General features: G+C 57.1%; 12 protein-coding genes, 1 tRNA gene and 2 pseudogenes. 10 read left to right on the forward strand and 5 right to left on the reverse strand.

The window, feature by feature from the left end; all coding sequences use genetic code 11:
- The first annotated feature begins 102 nt into the window (after positions 1-102).
- The 5 genes from MFP24_RS15385 (at position 103) to MFP24_RS15405 (ending at position 9,694) form a co-directional block, all read left to right on the forward strand.
- The gene (locus tag MFP24_RS15385; protein WP_249231454.1) at positions 103-2,736 is read left to right on the forward strand and encodes a fimbrial biogenesis usher protein; all 2,634 of its coding nucleotides are present in this window, start codon (positions 103-105) and stop codon (positions 2,734-2,736) included.
- Positions 2,733-3,779 (forward strand): fimbrial protein, encoded by a 1,047-nt coding sequence (locus tag MFP24_RS15390; protein ID WP_249231453.1) that lies wholly within the window; start codon positions 2,733-2,735, stop codon positions 3,777-3,779. Before MFP24_RS15385 ends, MFP24_RS15390 begins: the two co-directional genes overlap by 4 nt.
- Positions 3,780-3,792: 13 nt before the next feature.
- Entirely contained in the window at positions 3,793-4,413 is a 621-nt protein-coding gene (locus MFP24_RS15395) for a fimbrial protein (RefSeq protein WP_249231452.1), read from the forward strand.
- 235 nt (positions 4,414-4,648) lie between these two features.
- Positions 4,649-9,382: an ATP-dependent helicase gene (locus tag MFP24_RS15400; protein WP_249231451.1), complete on the forward strand. Its 4,734-nt coding sequence runs from the start codon at positions 4,649-4,651 to the stop codon at positions 9,380-9,382.
- Between the two features lie 236 nt (positions 9,383-9,618).
- A tRNA-Gly gene (locus MFP24_RS15405) sits at positions 9,619-9,694 on the forward strand.
- A 482-nt stretch (positions 9,695-10,176) separates the two neighbouring features.
- On the opposite strand, the gene MFP24_RS15415 is transcribed toward MFP24_RS15405, so the two are convergent.
- Positions 10,177-10,410: a helix-turn-helix domain-containing protein gene (locus MFP24_RS15415; protein WP_249231450.1), complete on the reverse strand. Its 234-nt coding sequence runs from the start codon at positions 10,408-10,410 to the stop codon at positions 10,177-10,179.
- A 103-nt stretch (positions 10,411-10,513) separates the two neighbouring features.
- Between MFP24_RS15415 and MFP24_RS15420 the strand changes: the two are divergent.
- Positions 10,514-10,725, forward strand: a pseudogene (locus MFP24_RS15420) (helix-turn-helix domain-containing protein).
- Positions 10,726-11,029: 304 nt separating this feature from the next.
- A complete protein-coding gene (locus MFP24_RS15425; RefSeq protein WP_249231449.1) occupies positions 11,030-11,545 on the forward strand; it encodes a rhomboid family intramembrane serine protease in 516 nt (171 codons plus the stop codon).
- A gap of 603 nt (positions 11,546-12,148) precedes the next feature.
- Here MFP24_RS15425 and MFP24_RS15430 read toward each other — a convergent pair.
- The 3 genes from MFP24_RS15430 to MFP24_RS15435 form a co-directional block, all read right to left on the reverse strand.
- The gene (locus MFP24_RS15430) at positions 12,149-13,087 is read right to left on the reverse strand and encodes a hypothetical protein (RefSeq protein WP_249231448.1); all 939 of its coding nucleotides are present in this window, start codon (positions 13,085-13,087) and stop codon (positions 12,149-12,151) included.
- 403 nt (positions 13,088-13,490) lie between these two features.
- Positions 13,491-13,712, reverse strand: coding sequence for a type II toxin-antitoxin system RelE/ParE family toxin (locus MFP24_RS24270; RefSeq protein ID WP_369075409.1), 222 nt, complete (start codon positions 13,710-13,712; stop codon positions 13,491-13,493).
- 156 nt (positions 13,713-13,868) lie between these two features.
- Positions 13,869-14,291, reverse strand: coding sequence for a RidA family protein (locus MFP24_RS15435; RefSeq protein ID WP_249231447.1), 423 nt, complete (start codon positions 14,289-14,291; stop codon positions 13,869-13,871).
- Between the two features lie 142 nt (positions 14,292-14,433).
- Between MFP24_RS15435 and MFP24_RS15440 the strand changes: the two are divergent.
- A pseudogene (locus MFP24_RS15440) lies at positions 14,434-14,816 on the forward strand (helix-turn-helix domain-containing protein); the annotation flags it as partial.
- A 93-nt stretch (positions 14,817-14,909) separates the two neighbouring features.
- Here MFP24_RS15440 and MFP24_RS15445 read toward each other — a convergent pair.
- Entirely contained in the window at positions 14,910-16,301 is a 1,392-nt protein-coding gene (locus tag MFP24_RS15445) for a glycoside hydrolase family protein (RefSeq protein ID WP_249231446.1), read from the reverse strand.
- 142 nt (positions 16,302-16,443) lie between these two features.
- On the opposite strand from MFP24_RS15445, the gene MFP24_RS15450 reads away from it, so the two are divergent.
- Together MFP24_RS15450 and MFP24_RS15455 are read left to right on the forward strand one after the other, a co-directional pair.
- Positions 16,444-17,112 carry a LexA family transcriptional regulator gene (locus MFP24_RS15450; protein WP_249231445.1) on the forward strand — a complete coding sequence of 223 codons (669 nt, stop codon included), beginning with the start codon at positions 16,444-16,446 and terminating at the stop codon, positions 17,110-17,112.
- Between the two features lie 133 nt (positions 17,113-17,245).
- Complete coding sequence (locus tag MFP24_RS15455) at positions 17,246-17,449, forward strand: 2-hydroxymuconate tautomerase family protein (protein ID WP_136168567.1); 204 nt, start codon at positions 17,246-17,248, stop codon at positions 17,447-17,449.
- The last annotated feature ends 54 nt before the right edge of the window (positions 17,450-17,503 follow it).

Below are 17,503 nucleotides of genomic sequence, written 5' to 3' on the forward strand. Positions count from 1 at the left end.
TTGCGGACCGGGGCGCCGGTGAGGCCCGAACCGGGCATGGAATAAAGGAAACGTCGGCCGCGTTACGCGGTACGTTCCGTCACTTCTTCAGGAGTTTTTCGTATGCGGCCATTTTATTGGAAGCGCAGCCCCAGACATCAACGCGCAACGGCGGGATGGCGCCGGTCGCCGTTATGCCGGGCCATCGCATTATGCGCGGCATTACCTGCGGTCAGCGCTTATGCCGAACTGTTTTTTAATCCGGCGTTCTTGTCCAACGACCCCGCCGCGGTAGCGGATCTGTCTCGCTTTGAGCAAGGGAAAGGGCAGGCGCCGGGCGTCTATCACGTCGATATTTATCTCAACGGCGAATATATGGCGACGCGCGATATTCAATTTAACGAGCGCCAGCCGGAATCCGCCGACGCGGAGCAGGGGGATGATTCGGGGCTCGATCCCTGCATTACCCGTCCCCAACTGGAGGCGTTCAATGTCAATACCAAGGCGTTTCCGCCCATCGCCAACGCGCCGGCGGATCAGTGCGTGGCGCTGACGCGCCTCATTCCGGATGCGCACACGACCTTTGATTTCGAACTACAGCGCCTGAATGTTACTCTTCCCCAGGCGTCGCTGAACAACAGCGCCCGCGGCTATATCCCGCCGGAGCAGTGGGACGACGGCATCAACGCCGCGCTGCTGAATTACGATTTCACCGGCAGCAACACCTCCGGCGACGACAGCAGCAACAACTACTTTCTCAATCTGAACAGCGGGCTTAACTGGGGCGGCTGGCGGCTGCGCGACTACTCCACCTGGAACTACTACAGTTACCAGGGGCGCCGTACTCACGACTGGCAGCACGTTAATACCTATCTGCAACGCACCATCGTTCCGCTAAAGAGCGAGCTGACGCTGGGCGACAGCAGCACGTCGAGCGAGGTGTTTGATAGCCTCGGTTTTCGCGGCGTACGGCTGGCCTCCGATGATAATATGCTGCCGGACAGCCTGCGGGGATTCGCGCCCACCATCCGCGGCGTGGCGAAAAGTAACGCCCGCGTCACCGTGCGGCAAAACGGCTATGTGATTTATCAAAGCTATGTTCCGCCGGGCGCTTTTACCATCGACGATCTCTACCCCACCACTTCAAGCGGCGACCTGGTGGTGACGGTAACCGAAAGCGATAACAGCACCAATAGCTTCACCATCCCCTATTCGGCGGTACCGGTGCTACAGCGCGAGGGGCGCGTCAAGTATGCGCTGACCGCGGGTCAGTACCGCAGCAACTACAGCCAGCAGGATAAACCCGAATTTGCTCAGGGCACGTTGATCTGGGGGCTGCCCGCCGGCGTCACGCTGTATGGCGGGTCGCAGCTGGCGGATAACTATCAATCCATGGCCCTTGGCGCCGGTAAGAACTTGGGGGAATGGGGCGCGTTTTCGGCCGACGTCACCCAGGCCTACAGTACGCTGGCGGATGGCAGCGATCATCAGGGCCAGTCGTTGCGCTTTTTATATGCCAGATCGTTAAACGCCTTAGGCACCAACTTTCAGCTACTGGGCTACCGTTACTCAACGCAGGGTTTCTACACCCTGGATGAAACCAGCTATAAGCGGATGAGCGGCTATAGCATCGATACGGTAAATGTCCGACCGATTTACCAGGACTATTACGACCTCAACCATACTAAAAAAGGTAAGGTTCAGGTGAATATCACCCAGCACCTGGGGGAGAACGGAACGCTCTTTTTCACCGGCAGCCGACAGGACTACTGGCACACGGACAAGACCGCCGATTTGTGGCAGGCCGGCTACAGCGGCTCCTGGGACGGCATCAGCTATAGTCTGACCTACAGCTATAACAAGAACCTGGGCGCAGAGGCGGATCGCCTCGTGGCGTTTAATCTCTCGTTGCCGTTAGGCCAATGGCTTAGCGGCGGCGGCCGCAAAACCGATATAACCCATTCATCCAATTCATCCTACCTGACCTATAACGCCAATACCGACACCCACGGACGCAATATCCAGCAGGCCGGCGTCAGCGGCACGCTGCTGGCCGACAACAATTTAGGCTACGGCGTGCAGCAGGGTTACGGCAGCCAGGGGATCGGCTATAGCGGCAATGCCAGCCTCAATTATCAGGGCGAGTACGGCAACAGCAACGTCGGCTACAACTACAGCAAAGGGTTCCGGCAGGTACATTACGGCGTAAGCGGCGGCGTAGTGGCGCATGCCGATGGCGTCACCCTGAGCCAGCCGTTAAGCGATACCAACGTGCTGGTCAGCGCGCCCGGCGCCGGCGGCGTAAAACTGGAGGACGTCACCGGCGTCAGCACCGACTGGCGCGGATACGCGGTGGTGCCCTACGCCACAACCTACCGGCGCAATCGCATCGCGCTGGATGTCAACACGCTGAACAACCATACGGAAGTTGACGACGCCGTAGTGAACGTCGTGCCGACGCGCGGGGCGCTGGTGCGCGCCAACTTCGATGCGCGGGTGGGGGTGCGTGCCTTGATCACGCTACGGCAGCGCAGCGGTAAACCGGTGCCGTTTGGCGCCGAAGTGCGTCGCGCCGACGGTAGCGGCACGGCGATTGTGGGCGATAACGGCCAGGTTTTCCTCTCCGGACTGTCGCCCAAGGGCGTGCTGCAAGTTGCGTGGGGGGCGTCTGCGCAGCAACAGTGCGCCATCAATTATGCCCTGCCGGCAGGGAGTGAAAACAAGCCGATGACTTATGCTAAGGCGGAATGTTTATGATCAATAAAATGAAAATGTTAATCAGCGCGTTGGATGGAAAACGGCGGTGGCTATGCCCGGCGGTATTGCTGTTTCTTTGTCCGCAGTATGTTTTCGCGACGCAGTGCAATACCGCCGCCGGCTCGCCCGTGACCTATGATTTTGCCTTTCAGTTTACTTCACAGCAAAACACCATCGGTTATACCACCGGATGGAATGAAAAAAGGGACAGCGGTTCGTACACCATTAGCGGGGGATGCAATAACAAGGATACGGTCTATTACACCGCCCAGCCCGGCCCGTCGCTAAGCCTGGCCTCTTCGGAGAGCGGCATGAACTGGTATGATATTACCGGCAATGATTACCTGCAGATTGCCTCGCAGATGTATGTGTATAACGCATCGGGCGGCAGTACCTATAACAATGTTCCCTTTGTCGACCTATCGAATAATTGCAACGGCAGATGCGGCGGACAGGCGACGACGGGCAGCCGGGTGCGGGTGAATTTTCGTATCAAGCGCAAGTTCGTCGGCGTGACCACCATCCCGTTGACGCCGGTTTTCTATCTATACGGCAACCAGGGAGGGACGGGGCAGGGAACCGGCTCGCCGCTGGTGGTCGGATATATGAGCGGATCGATGACGGTGCCGCAAAGCTGTACGCTCAACTCGGGGCAGGTCATCGCCATCGATTTTGGCACTATTTCCACCGGGGCGTTCAAAACGGCCGGCGCCAGACCCGACGGCGTCAACCCGGTGAGCCGGACGATAGGCATTACCTGTAACGGTATTGACGCTCAGGCCAGTCTGACTCTGCGCGTCCAGGCGGATAATACCTCCGGCAATATCATCGTATCCGATAATCCCGACGTCGGCTTTGTGATTACCGATAGCGGCAGCAGCCCGCTGACGCCGAACGATCTCTCCAGCGTGCTGCCCTTTACCCTTGATGACGCCAACAGCGCCAATGTGACCATCACGGCCTATCCGGTGAGCGTGACCGGGAATAAGCCGGCGGAGGGCGTTGTGACCGCGCTGGCTTATTTGCGAGTCGATTTTGCCTGAGGAGGAGAAAGGGATGATAGGGCCTTATAGAGCGAAACGTCATACGGGCGCCTGCGCCAGGAATATGGGCGCGGAGGGAAAGCGAAGAGCGGAGATGGTCGGGAACGGCGCCGCTCTGGCGCGCGGGCTGCTGGCTAGCGCGATCCTGTGCTGCGCGCCATTCGCCCACGCCGATTTGGGAATGTCCAATATCCAGCTTACCGCGACGCTGGTGGCAAACGGGTGTTCCGTCAGCGTGGGGTCTCAGGAGCAAACCGTCGATATGGGCACCAGAGCGTCGAAGCAGTTCACCGCCGGCAACCGCAGCGCGCCGCCGGTCAGATTCGTCATCAATCTTGAGAGCTGCGGTCCGGCGACGTCCGGGGTAGAGACCGTTTTCAACGGCACTATCGACGGCGACGACGGCACGCTGCTGGCGCTGAGCAGCGACAGCACCGCCGCCAACCTGGGGATCGCGATTCTCGATAAAGATTACCAGCGTATTCCCATCGGCCAGAGCGGCACGGTCTATCCGCTGACCGCCAGCGCCGGCAGCGCGCAGCTGGTGTTCTACGGACAATACGTGGCGACGAAAAATAGCGTGATTCCCGGCACGGCCAACGGGGATGTGACCTTTACGCTGAACTATCAGTAAATCCGCGTCGTGCCTGGCGGCGGCTTTCAGAAGAGGGGCGGGAAACCGGCAACGGCGGCAATGGTGCTAAACTTTTATTTATTGCTAGCCTGCGCCAACCGTTTTCCGCCGGCCGCTTAAAGGTTTGGGCGTGGTTGGCTATCCGTTGAAAGGAGCGCCTCGCCATGAAAATCATCGGTTTCCCGTCGTCTGGGTACGTATTGGCCGTCCAGCGGCCTGACGGCGAGCGCTATTGATGTTGACGCCTGAACGTCGTTCTTCGTCCTCCCTCAGCCGCTTCCAGCCAGCCACTCAATCGTGGTTCGCGTCGGCTTTCGCCGCGGCGACGCCGGTGCAGCAGGCCGCCTGGGCGGCGATTGGCGCCGGCGACAGCACGCTGGTGATCGCGCCCACCGGGTCCGGCAAGACGCTGGCCGCCTTTTTGCACGCCATCGATCGGCTGTTTCAGGAGCGTGAGGATAGTGCCGAGCGCGCGCGTCATACCGCCACCCGGGTAGTCTACATTTCACCAATCAAGGCGCTGGGCGCCGACGTGCGGCGCAATCTGCGCGCGCCGCTGGAGGGCGTCGGCGCCGCCCGCCGGCAGCGCGGCGACCCGCAGGTGGAACTGACGGTGGGCATGCGCACCGGCGACACGCCCGTCGCCGAACGCGCCGCTCTGCTGCGGCGTCCGCCGGATATTCTGATCACCACCCCCGAATCGCTCTATCTGATGTTGACGTCGAAAGCGCGCGAGACCCTGCGCGGCGTGACTACGGTGATTATCGACGAGATTCACGCGGTGGCCGGCGGCAAACGCGGCGCGCATCTGGCGCTGAGCCTGGAGCGGCTGGACGCCTTGCTGTCCGCGCCGGCGCAGCGTATCGGTTTGTCGGCGACGGTGCGCCCGGTGGAGCGCGTGGCCGATTTTCTGGGCGGCGCGCTGCCGGTGACGGTGGTCAATCCACCGGCGAGCCGCACGCTTGAGGTGAAGATCGCGGTGCCGGTAGAGGATATGACCGATATCCCGGCGCGCGGCGCGGCGAATTCGACGGCGGAGACGACCGGGCGCGCCGGGTCGATTTGGCCGCACGTGGAGGCCGGCATCCTGGAGCAGATTCTTTCCTGCCGCTCCACCATTGTCTTCGCCAATTCCCGCGGGCTGGCGGAGAAGCTGACCGCGCGCCTGAATGAACGCTACGCGGAGCGCTGCGCCGCCGCTCTGCACCTGGAGGAGCCGGCCGCCAACTACGTCTCCTCGTCGGGCGGCACCGGGAAACGCGCCGCCGGCGAACCGCCGATCCTCGCCCGCTCTCATCATGGCTCGGTGTCGAAGGAGCAGCGGGCGGAGATTGAAACCGCGCTCAAGTCCGGCGAATTGCGCTGCGTGGTCGCCACCTCCAGCCTGGAGCTCGGCATCGACATGGGGCTGGTGGACCGGGTGATCCAGGTCGGCGCGCCGCCTTCGGTGGCGAGCGCGCTGCAACGGGTCGGGCGCGCCGGTCATCAGGTGGGCGGCGTCTCGAGAGGGGTGATTTATCCGCGCACCCGGCGCGACCTGATCGACGCCGCGGTGACGGTGGAACGCATGCTGGCCGGTCGTCTGGAGGCGCTGGCGCCGCCGCGCAACCCGCTCGATGTGCTGGCGCAGCACACCGTCGCCGCGGTGGCCGTGGAGCCGCTCAATATTGATGAGTGGTATGCGCGGGTGCGGCGCGCCGATCCGTTTCGCGCTCTGCCGCGCAGCGCCTTCGACGCCACCCTCGACATGCTGGCCGGGCGCTATCCCTCGGAGGCGTTCGGCGAATTCCGTCCGCGCCTGATCTGGGACCGCGCCAGCGGCCTGCTCACCGCCCGTCCCGGCGCGCAGCAGTTGGCGGTCATCAGCGGCGGCACCATCCCCGATCGCGGCATGTTCAGCGTGATGCTGCCGGAAGGCGAGGAGCAGAGCGGCGCGCGGCGGGTCGGCGAACTCGACGAGGAGATGGTCTACGAATCGCGGGTGAACGACGTGATCACCCTCGGCGCCACCTCCTGGCGCATCCAGCAGATCACCCACGACCAGGTGGTGGTGATCCCGGCGCCGGGGCGTTCCGCCCGATTGCCGTTCTGGCGCGGAGACGGACTGGGGCGCCCGTCCGAACTGGGGGAATCCATCGGCGCTTTTCTGCGCGAGGTGGAGGCGGCGACGGGCGGCAAACGACGCCTGACTAGCGAGGACGGCCCGCTGGCGGCGCGCCTTACCGCCGCGGGATTGGACGACAACGCCGTCAATAATCTGCTCGAGCTGGTGGCGGAACAACGCGAGTCCACCGGGGCGCTGCCCACCGATCGCACGCTGGTGATTGAGCGCTGCCGCGATGAGAGCGGCGACTGGCGACTGATGCTGCATTCTCCCTATGGTCAGCGCGTGCATGCGCCCTGGGCGTTGGCGATCGCCGCGCGCATTCGCCAGCGCCTGAAGTTCGATCCCGCCGTCGTCGCCAGCGACGACGGCATCATTGTTCGCATACCGGACGGCGTCGGGCGGGTTCCCGGCGCGGAGATGTTCGTTTTTGATCCGCAAACGCTGCGGCGGATCGTCGCCGATGCGGTAGGGCACTCGGCGCTGTTCGCCGCCCGTTTCCGCGAATGCGCGGCGCGCGCGCTGTTGTTGCCGCGACGCCGTCCCGGCAAGCGTTCGCCGCTGTGGCAGCAGCGCCTGCGCGCCGGTCAACTGCTGGAGATCGCCCGCGAGCATGACGATTTTCCGCTATTGCTCGAAGCCGCCAGAGAGTGTTTGCAGGACGTTTACGATCTGGACGCGCTACAGGCGCTGCATCAGCGCCTGCACGACGGCGCGGTGCGGATGCTGGAGGTCGCCACCGAGATCCCTTCGCCGTTCGCGGCCAATTTACTGTTCGGCTACGTGGCGGAATTTATCTATCAGGGCGATGCGCCACTGGCCGAACGCCGGGCGTCGGTGCTGTCGCTGGACAGCGGGCTGCTCGGCGAACTGCTGGGGCAGGGCGAACTGAGCGAGTTGCTCGATCCGCAGGTGGCGGCGCAGGTGGAACAGGAATTACAGCGCACCACGGCGGATCGCCAGGCGAAGGGCGCGGAGGGCGTGGTCGATCTGTTGCGTGAGCTCGGCCCCCTGTCGCTGGCGGAAATTACGGCGCGCCTGGCCGATGCCGACGCGTTACCGGAGTATCTGGAACAGTTGGCGGCGCGCCAGCGGATTATTCCGCTGTCTCTGGCGGGCGAGGCGCGCTGGGCCGGCGTCGAGGATGCCGCCCGTCTGCGCGACGGGCTGGGCGTCGCGCTGCCGCCGGGCATTCCCGCCGTTTTCCTGCAAGCGGTCGAGGAGCCATTACGCGACCTGATCGCCCGCTATGCCCGTACCCATGCGCCTTTTACCGCAGCGCAGGCGGCGACGCGCTTCGGGCTGGGCGTCGCCGTGGTCAATGAGCAACTGGCGCGCCTGCGCGATCGGGGGCGGCTGTTGCCCTGCGACGTCGCCGACGGCGAGGCGGAAAACGACGTCGACAGCGGCGCCAGACGTCGGTGGGTTTGGGAAGAGGTATTTCGTCGCTTGCGGGCGCGCGGGCTACAGGCGGCGCGCGCGGCGACCCGGCCGGTATCGCGCGAGACCTTCGTGCGCCTGGTGCTGGAGCGGCAGGGCCTGCTCGCCGATGCCGCCGCGTCGGCGTCGGCCCAGGAGCTGCCCGCGGCGCAGGGCGCATTTGACGGAATTGACGGCGTCGCGCGCGTGGTTGAGCAACTGGCGGGGGTGGCGTTGCCGGTTGCGCTGTGGGAAAGCCAGATTTTCCCCGCCCGGGTGCGTGACTATCGGTCGGCCATGCTGGATGAGCTGATCGCCGCCGGCGAGGTGCTTTGGGCCGGCCACGGCGCGCAGAGCGACGGGCTGGTCTCCCTGCATCTGCGCGAGCTGGCGGGCGAAACGCTGCCGCTGCCGGAGGAGGAAAGCGCCGCCTCGACGCTTTCGACGTTGCAACGGGCCATCCTCGAGGTGCTTGCCGACGGCGGCGCCTATTTTATCCGCCAGCTGGCGCCGCTCGCCCAGGCGCGCCTGTCGCTTGTCGACGGGCAGCGCGTTTCGGCGCCGGTCACGCCGGAGGAGACGACGGAAGCTTTGTGGGCGCTCGTCTGGCAAGGGCGGGTCACCAGCGACAGCTGGTCGCCGCTGCGCGCGCTGAGCGGCTCGCGATCTCCGGCTCGCGCGCGTCCGACCCGTTCCCAGCGCCATCGGCGCCAGGTGGTCGGCTGGGAGCCGGTGTGGCAGCCGGTCAAATCCGCTGCGGGGCGCTCCCGCAGCGGCGAGGCGGCCCTGGCCGGACGCTGGTCGCTGCTGGCCGGCGAACCGGTCAACCCCACGCTCAGAATGCTGACCTGGGTCGAGAATCTGTTCGATCGCTACGGGGTGCTCAGCCGCGGCGTGGCAATGGCGGAGCAGGTGCCGGGGGGCTTTGCCGCGCTTCAGCCGCTGCTGCGCAGAATGGAAGAGGCGGGCCGCGTGCTGCGCGGACGATTCGTCAGCGGATTGGGCGCCGCGCAGTTCGCCGAGCAGGGCGGCATCGAACGTCTGCGGGAGCTGGCGCAGGCGCCGGACGGCGCGCCGGTGGCGATGTCGGCCAGCGATCCGGCCAATCCCTTCGGTTGGCTGATGTCCTGGCCTCCTCACCGTTCAGGCATTCGCCCGGCGCGGCGCGGCGGCGCCATCGTGGTGATCTGCGACGGTAAGCTGGCGTTCTATCTGGCGCAAAGCGGCCGCCAACTGCTGACCTACGGGGAGAAAAATGCGACGGAGGATGCCGAGTGGTTCGCCGCCGGCGCGCGTGCGCTGGCGGCGGCGCTTAAGCGCGAGAAATCGCGGGTGTTCACGCTGGAGAACGTCGACGGCCGGCCGGCGGGAGCCAGTCCGGTCGCCAACGCGTTATCCGCCGCCGGCTTCTCGCGCGTGCCCAAAGGGTACGCGTGGTACGGCTGAGGCGGCGGGTTCCCGCCTTGCCGCCTGGCGGAGTAGGGATATACCTCGTCGATTTGCAGCCAGTTGGCGTTGTTATAACCAATCAGACGGCGACGAATGAGAAAGGGCTTGCCATGCTCGGAGAACCGGTTCATAATGCGCCCATTCCAAACGCCGACTTGTATTAAAGTCTGTTTAATCAATCGGTTATCAAATAAAGCTTCGAATGAATAAGCTGTTTGGAATACCCACCATATGCGGGAATAGCTCAGTTGGTAGAGCACGACCTTGCCAAGGTCGGGGTCGCGAGTTCGAGTCTCGTTTCCCGCTCCAATTCTTGTTCTATAGACATCCACCAAAGTCTGTAGCATCCTGATTCAACAGGGTAATCGCTCTGTTGCGCCTCCAGCGAAATCCGCAGAAAACCACCGTCAACCACGCCGAAGTAGTACACAAATTAGTACCAGAAAATCGGGTGCGTTATAGGTGCGGATTGTTTGCTGAGTCGCTTCCCTGTGCGCGGTACACCTCTCTTCAATCTTGAAGGAGGCAACCCCTATGGCGTTAACCGATGCCGTCGCCCGGCAGGCCCGCATCACCGGCAAAGCCTACATACCGCCAGCAATCCAAAGCCGCGGCGCAGAATACCTTTGCGGCGGTATTCCGCCAGTGGAGCGATTTCAGGGCGCCGAGTCTGGAATCCGGGCGACAATCTCGACGGAGCTTAACGAACTCGGCTACCCGAAAAAGTGGATCGAAGTGCAATTATCCCATGCCGATCCTGATAAGATCCGGGCGGCCTATAACCATGCGGTTTACGTTGAGCAGCGGCGGATGATGATGCTGATGGGATCGATCGAGAGCAAGCGGGCAAGGTGGACAAATTCTACGATGCCTAACCGGCGCTCTCCGTTTTCGACCTTGGCGATAAACGACTGAGGGCGATCCAGCGCATGAGCCAGACTTGCCTGCGTAACCCCTTTCGCTATACGCGCCTCGCGCAGCGCCTTGATAATGCGTTGATATTCATCGGAGTAAATGGAAGCCATCTGATCAATTCCGTTAGAAAGGCCGGATTGACTATCAATGACGGATTGATTTATCCCAAAACAGGATAACTAATGAAATGCGTTATGAAGAGGCGTTAGAGAGATGAATAAAAATGACTGGCATCCTGCTGATATCATTGCATCTTTGAGAAAGCAGGGAACAACGCTGGCTGCGGTTTCCAGAGAGGCAGGGCTGGCATCGTCCACGTTGGCGAATGCGCTGACGAGACATTGGCCAAAGGGAGAGCGCTTACTTGCTGATGCACTGAAAAAAAACAACCAAAAGAGATCTGGCCTTCACGCTATCAGGATTGATCCTACCCAGCAATAGTGGACACGCAGCTAAGCGAGTAAACTCTCAACCAGAGGTGACTCATGACAAAGCCTACATCTGTGCCATCGTGAACCTGTAGGTCTATCCTGCATCTCGAAGTTTATTGATTATATAATCAGCTAACATATAAACTGAGTTTTTAATTAATCATATTACTATGACTTTAAATTATAAAAGGATAACGGTGATGCAGAAAAAAACCATTTCCCCTTAACAACTATATTTATCATATGTCTGACATTTTTTTATTCTATATATGTTCCATACTCCCTAACGGGTAGTTTTATGGGTGAAATAAGCATTCTGGATTTAGATAAGTTTGGGGGGGTAACGCCAAGTAAACTGTATGATTTTGAAATTTGGAGATTACTGGTTTCTCAATTCATACATGTTAAGCAGATTCATATGATTTACAATGTGTTATCTTTTTTCATATTAGGTGTTTTATTAGAAAAACATATTGGTTCTCGATTTTTTTTCGCTTTATGGTTTACTACTGGTGCATTAGGAACCCTTTATAGTACTAATTTTGTAAGTTATCCTTGGAATATAGGGTCAGGAGCATCTCAAGCTGTGTTGGGTGTTTCTTCTTTCGCTTTATTATTGGTTTTGGTTAAAGAAAATACGACTAATATGTTAAAGTTTGCTGTTGTTTTTGCTATATTGCCAGCAATGGCCTTGGATATTATTTATGCGCATTATCCAAAACCTGGCCATGTGCTTTCCATTTGTGTCGGTCTTGTGTTGAGTATAGTTTATTACAGAAAGCATAAACTATATTTTGATAATAAAATTATTTAAAAAATTGCAAGTTACACATAAACTATGCCAGTACTCATTGAAGATGCTTGATTTTTTTGACAGTACGCTGCCAGAAATAGTGGACTCATTAGCGTCCCGAACTCACGACAATTTTCAGGCGCTCAAACCTGTATCGTGATGTATCACGAGTATATGCCGTTATTCATATTATTTATGCTGCCATTCTGATGGCGAATTTATCTCACCGTACCAGATGTATAAAGCAAGAACGGGTTCTTTTTGTGCCTGAGTAGCATGTGGAACATTACTGTGGTGGAAAATTAGCTCGCCTGGCTTGCGAGGATGGTAGTCAGTTCACAGTAAAATTTTGTTCATGAATCATGAGCAAACTTTACTGTGAACAATCAATGAATTAGTCGCGACTCAACCTGAAACAGTTCAATAGCAAGGTTTGATTAAATTTAACAGTCGGCTATGAGCGATCAACAGACGCTCAGGTTAACTCATTTGTGGACAAAACCTTCATAGAAGTTAGCATATGTTCCACATATGTCTGATTGCTCACTATATAGTATTAAAGTTTTAAGGCAGCGCGAAGCTCTGAAATGGAAGTCCGACTACACAGCAGCTTATTGCTTGTGATTAAAATGTGTCCCCATCATAAAGTCCCATCGCCTTAGCTTGCTCACGGATTTGTTCTTCTGTGATATCAGGGAAAGATTCAAACCAACTCCGAATACCTATGAGATTTTCATCTGTTTCTAGCAAGTATTCAAAATACGGTTTATATTTTTCTGGGATTAATCCCATGAGCCTTTCTGCCTGTCTTGGATAGAAGAAACCGGATGCTGGTGGATTAAACCCGAACTTTGTGTCAAGGTCAAAACCTTGAAGTAAAAATGGGTTGCTGGCAGCTACAATAACTGCAATATATGACACGCTCAAAATGTAAGCATCAAGTGCAGACTTGCAACTTTTTTCTGTGAAAGCAGGGACTCCGATACCATTGATAACGGAATAAATTGGGCTGATTTCAAAAAAAGAATTTTCTGTTCCTTTAACGTGGACAATGTCGGAAAATTTCCAGAAAACTGAGAGGATATCCTCTAGCCAGTTATATTGATTATTTAAGTTCTCAAAATAAGCTTTCTTGGCGAGAGCTTCACATGCCCTTTTAAAATTAGGTGTGCTTCTGTCAGATTTCATCCATTCCCTTGCTTTCAAGGAAACTGTATTATCAGAAACATAAAACGCACCGGTTATGACAAGCTCAATAGCTCTCCTATATGAGTCATATGCGTGCTTAAAATGACCTTTAAGTATTAAGCTTAAGCTTTGATCTAATTCTTGTGATGCTTCTACCCAAGGGAAAAAGTCAACTTTAGCAAGACTATTCACATCTCCCTTTGGAGCTTCAATTAGATCATGGTGACAAAAATCGATGGCTTCTTGAAGCTGAACACGATTCTCATATCGCTCATTGATGTATTCGACACAACATTTCATCGAAGTCGAAGCGGATTCAAGAAGAATCATTCTTCTTGCTTCAAAATGGTCGCTTGGCAGGTCAAATGGATTCATAATTTACACATTGAATGGTCACCATTGCTCTAGACAATTTGCAGTATTATTAAATTTTGGTCAACTCGGTAGTGCCAGTTTTTGCATCTTTTAAGCTGCTGACACGGAAAGGGCGGGAACGTGTTAGCTCATTACAGCAACACACCTAGGGGAAAAAGCGAGTTAAAGACAAAGTCTGCTTTTGACATGAGCAGCCGGCTAGATCTGACCCAGAGTAGCAAGATGTCAGATTAAATATAATTCAGTACACCTTAACTCTGTTAACACCAAGCGATTTTGTCGTACTTTAATTACCACGCCCAAGCCGCCATCAAATGCCAAAGCCCTCTCGAAACCGATCAATCTGATGCATCCGCTCGTGCAGAGCCACCACTATACCGATGTCGCCGTTTGATAGTTTGTGTCAGTAGACGACATGTTGCTCGTAGTGAAAGAAGAAACCTTCTACTCCAAATTCAGCAGGTATCGGTCGCGATACGACTTCATGGGTTTTTATCCTGTCAATTGCTTGAAAAATGAAGGTAATGTAGCGATCCGCTTGCTCTGTACCCCATCGCTCGCACGTGTATCGGTAGATCTCGTCAAGACGACAGGAGGAGGCTTCCTGTATACGAACATTAGCCATAGAGTCAGACCTTGAGTCGTGCGAATGCTTCCGCTTCTACCCTTTCTTTGTCCCGGCGGGTCAGATCCCGGACGTACTCTCTGAAGTTGTCGTAAGCGCCGTTTTCGCCTAGGTTGACGGCCACGAAGTCGCTCAGCGGCCCTTTGAGGCGAACGGTCATTGTCGTGGTGCGGGGGACATGGTGTGTTCCTCATGTGTCCTCGCGATTACCTTGATCTCGAACTGAAAGCCATAAAGCCAAGTGACACCGACGGCTGTCAGCGTTGGATGAGGCGCCTTGCCCCAATATTCCGGCACGACCCGCCAGATCGTCTCGAACTTCGGTTCGGGATCGACCATGAAGACGGTAACGTCAACCACGTCGTCGAACGAACTGCCGGCAGCCGTCAGGATCGCATTCAAATTGTCAAATGCCCGCCGAACCTCTGTCTCCAGATCGGGTTCCGGCGAACCGTCTTCACGGCTGCCGACCTGTCCCGATACGAACAGAAAGCCATTGGATCGGACGGCGGGAGAATAGCGATTCCGCTCATAGAGAGCCTGGCGGCCGGGGGGGAAAACAACGTCACGCTTTGTCATGGTCTTACCTTCATCAAAGAGCCGAGGCCGGGCTGGCATCAGCAATGAGGAGACTTTAAAGCCTGGTACGTTGCGGATAAACAGGGAAGTCAGGTCTAAACTGTTTGCAGAATCCAAACAATCTCGGAGCAATAGAGTCACTATGGATCGTTTCGACGCAATGCAGGCATTCGCCCGGGTGGTGGAAACAGGCAGCTTCACCAAGGCCGCTGAAACCCTGCATATGAGTAAGACCAGCGTGACGCAACTGGTGCAGCAACTGGAAGCGCGGTTGCGCGTCAGGCTGCTCAACCGGACCACTCGAAAGGTCAACGTCACCGCCGACGGCGCCGCCTACGGGTGGATGTGCCTAGCCCATTCGCACCTATGATTCTGATACCGGCACTGCCTGCGTTCCACGCTCAATTTCCAGAGATTCAACTCGACATTGGCGTGAGCGATCGCATGGTGGATCTGATCGGTGAGAACGTTGACTGCGTCGTTCGCGGCGGGGAGCTTACCGACCAGTCGCTGATGGCGCAGCATACCCCTGTCGCCGCCACGATCTTGCGGCACCCTGGGAAAACCATGCCGAGGGAAATCGTCGGGCCCCGACGTTAGCCGGCTTCCTACGGCCGCTCACGCCACATCGAAAACGACGTTTACCGCCTCGCCGTCGCTGAAGGTGGCGAAAGTGGCTGATGTGCCGGTGTCGAAAAAAATCTCCACCACCTGTCGATCAATCAGCACATCCCACCGCGTCGGCGTAGCTGGCAACGTCATCCGGTGAGGTTTGAGGAAGGCGGCGTTGTTTTCCAACAGGACCGACCATCGGGTGACGGTGCAAACGCCCGTGGCGCAAACCAGCGCCAGCGAAATGCGCCACTTATCGTTGCCAATGGCGAGCGTCAGATTTTCGGCGTTATTGTCCTCCAGCGTGATGCGCAAACGGCCGCAGCCGTTGCTGAACGAATCAAGTGCGTAGCTGCCTACACTCGTCGCCGTTTTCGTCGTCGACAGCGTGCCCGTCGGCACGTCGAAAGCTGGCTCGGTCTCCAGACGGTAACGGTTGTCGAGATACCGCAGAGTCACCTTGCGCGGCACGCTGGCGCAGCCGATGTTGCCGTTGCTGTCGACGGCCGGAAGGGCCGCCGTATCCTGCCAGTAGCTCCAGTTGGATACCCATGCCAGGCAGCGCAGATTGTCGTAAGCGCCTTCCGTTTCGTAGCCGATATGGGCGCCGTAAAAATCGGCGCCGAGGTCAAGGGCAAGCGGCGTCGGCGTTTCGATCGCCTGAAACAGCATGTCGTCATCGAGCGTGCCGACATGCAGAAAGGTTCCGCTGGTGTCCAGTCCGCCGCCGTTGCCGCCGAACACCAGCACCGCTTTGTCCATCTTGAGATCGGGGCAATGCAGCGTCGTTATTGCCGGGCATTCAATCATGCCCATGTATTCTATCGGGACGCTGCCGAGGTAATCGAACGGCGCTTTGCCGGTCGCGGATCGATAGACGCCGAATTCGCTCTCTTCAGCCAGATAGAGATAAACGTGGTTGTTATGGATAAAGGCGAAAGGATCGCGGTAATTGGTTTTGTTGAGCGCATTCGGCTGCACCGGGTTGGATTCGCAGGGAGAAAAGGTGTATCCGTTATCGGTGGAATACCAGAGGTTCGTGGTCTGAAGCCCGCAGCAATAGCTGGTGACATACGCCAGCCAGGCGCCCGCGCCGTACCCGGCCAGATTGGCGTCGTCAATCACGATCGAACCGCTGGCAATATCCCCTTCCTTGGTTTGGTATTTGGGGATGGCGACGCCATGATCGGTAAAATTCTCCCAGTTCGATGTAGCGTAATGACGCCAGGACGAACCGTTGCCTCCCCAGGAATAGTCCCCGTTCCACAGATAGTATCCGTGCCACTGACGTTGGCTGTCATCATAGGCGAACGTCTGAATATCATTCATAAAGCCCGGCTCTGGGCTGGTCAGATGGAAACTTGAGTTGTAAGCGTATTGCTCAAGGGTAATGCTCATCGGTGCGACTCCTGTATATTTGCTAATATTTTCAACTGCGATGAGATGAAACATCTAATATCTAACGCAGATTACAATTAAAACTTGTAGATATTAAAATTTAAATTGAAGTCATTAAATAATGCAAATAGAATTTGATGCCATGAAAAAAGATACTCATTCGCTCTGCGCCGCGCGCATCGCGCAGGTTCTGGCTGAAAACGGCTGGAGCCAATCCGAGCTCGCCCGCCAACTGGGGGTTACGCCTCAATCCGTCCAATACTGGGTGAGTGGCAAAAATGCGCCTGCCGGCAAGCGGTTACAGGCGCTGTCGGCGCTGAGCGGTTATCCCGAATACTGGTTTTTTATGCCGACTCAGGTTGAAAGCGCCGACGCCAGCTATCGGGTGGAGATTCTGGATATCAGCGCCAGCGCGGGCAGCGGGCAGATCGTCTCGTCGGACTTCGTCGAAACGGTCAGAGCGATCGAGTACAGTCAGAGACAGGGAAGGACTTTGTTCGGCGGCAAGCCTGATAGCATGATCAAAGTGATCACGGTGAACGGCGACAGCATGTCGGACACCATTGAACCGGGCGATCAGATCTTTGTGGATATTTCAGTCCATACTTTTGAGGGGGATGGCATTTACGTTTTCACGTATGGCGCTACGCTGCACGTAAAACGGTTACAGATGCTGAAAGATCGTTTGCTGGTGCTTTCGGATAATCAGAAATACCAGCCCTGGTCCGTCGACAAGCAAGATGAAGCGCAGTTTCACATTATGGCGAAAGTATTGCTGCGCCAGTCGATCGACTACAAGCGTTTGGGGTGAACTGATACCCGAAAATCGGGTGCGGATTGTTTGCTGAGTCGCTTCCCTTTGCGCGGTACGCCTCTCTTGAAGAAGTACCGCGCTTATCTATCTGAGCTGTGTTGTTCAACCCTTGTAACTTATTGGAGACCTTATGCCTTACGTAAACATTAAAATTACCAATGAGGGTGCTACCGCTGAACAGAAACGCCAACTGATCGAGGGGGTGACCCAACTGCTGGTCGACGTTCTGAATAAAAACCCGAAAACTACCGTCGTAGTGATTGATGAAGTGGAGACGGACAATTGGGGCATCGGCGGCGTTCCCGTTACCGAGTTGAGAAAAAACGCCAAATAGCCGCGTTTCCGGCATGGGCTATCCGCTCTACGTCTTATCCAATATGGGCAAAAC

Origin of the sequence: Brenneria tiliae, assembly GCF_023347575.1 — a bacterium.
GTDB lineage: Bacteria > Pseudomonadota > Gammaproteobacteria > Enterobacterales > Enterobacteriaceae > Brenneria > Brenneria corticis.

Bases quoted from the DNA above. Each gene is read 5' to 3' on its own strand.
- MFP24_RS15385 (WP_249231454.1), top strand. From the start codon at position 103: ATGCGGCCATTTTATTGGAAGCGCAGCCCCAGACATCAACGCGCAACG.
- MFP24_RS15390 (WP_249231453.1), top strand. From the start codon at position 2,733: ATGATCAATAAAATGAAAATGTTAATCAGCGCGTTGGATGGAAAACGG.
- MFP24_RS15395 (WP_249231452.1), top strand. From the start codon at position 3,793: ATGATAGGGCCTTATAGAGCGAAACGTCATACGGGCGCCTGCGCCAGG.
- MFP24_RS15400 (WP_249231451.1), top strand. From the start codon at position 4,649: ATGTTGACGCCTGAACGTCGTTCTTCGTCCTCCCTCAGCCGCTTCCAG.
- MFP24_RS15415 (WP_249231450.1), bottom strand. From the start codon at position 10,410: ATGGCTTCCATTTACTCCGATGAATATCAACGCATTATCAAGGCGCTG.
- MFP24_RS15425 (WP_249231449.1), top strand. From the start codon at position 11,030: ATGGGTGAAATAAGCATTCTGGATTTAGATAAGTTTGGGGGGGTAACG.
- MFP24_RS15430 (WP_249231448.1), bottom strand. From the start codon at position 13,087: ATGAATCCATTTGACCTGCCAAGCGACCATTTTGAAGCAAGAAGAATG.
- MFP24_RS24270 (WP_369075409.1), bottom strand. From the start codon at position 13,712: ATGGCTAATGTTCGTATACAGGAAGCCTCCTCCTGTCGTCTTGACGAG.
- MFP24_RS15435 (WP_249231447.1), bottom strand. From the start codon at position 14,291: ATGACAAAGCGTGACGTTGTTTTCCCCCCCGGCCGCCAGGCTCTCTAT.
- MFP24_RS15445 (WP_249231446.1), bottom strand. From the start codon at position 16,301: ATGAGCATTACCCTTGAGCAATACGCTTACAACTCAAGTTTCCATCTG.
- MFP24_RS15450 (WP_249231445.1), top strand. From the start codon at position 16,444: ATGAAAAAAGATACTCATTCGCTCTGCGCCGCGCGCATCGCGCAGGTT.
- MFP24_RS15455 (WP_136168567.1), top strand. From the start codon at position 17,246: ATGCCTTACGTAAACATTAAAATTACCAATGAGGGTGCTACCGCTGAA.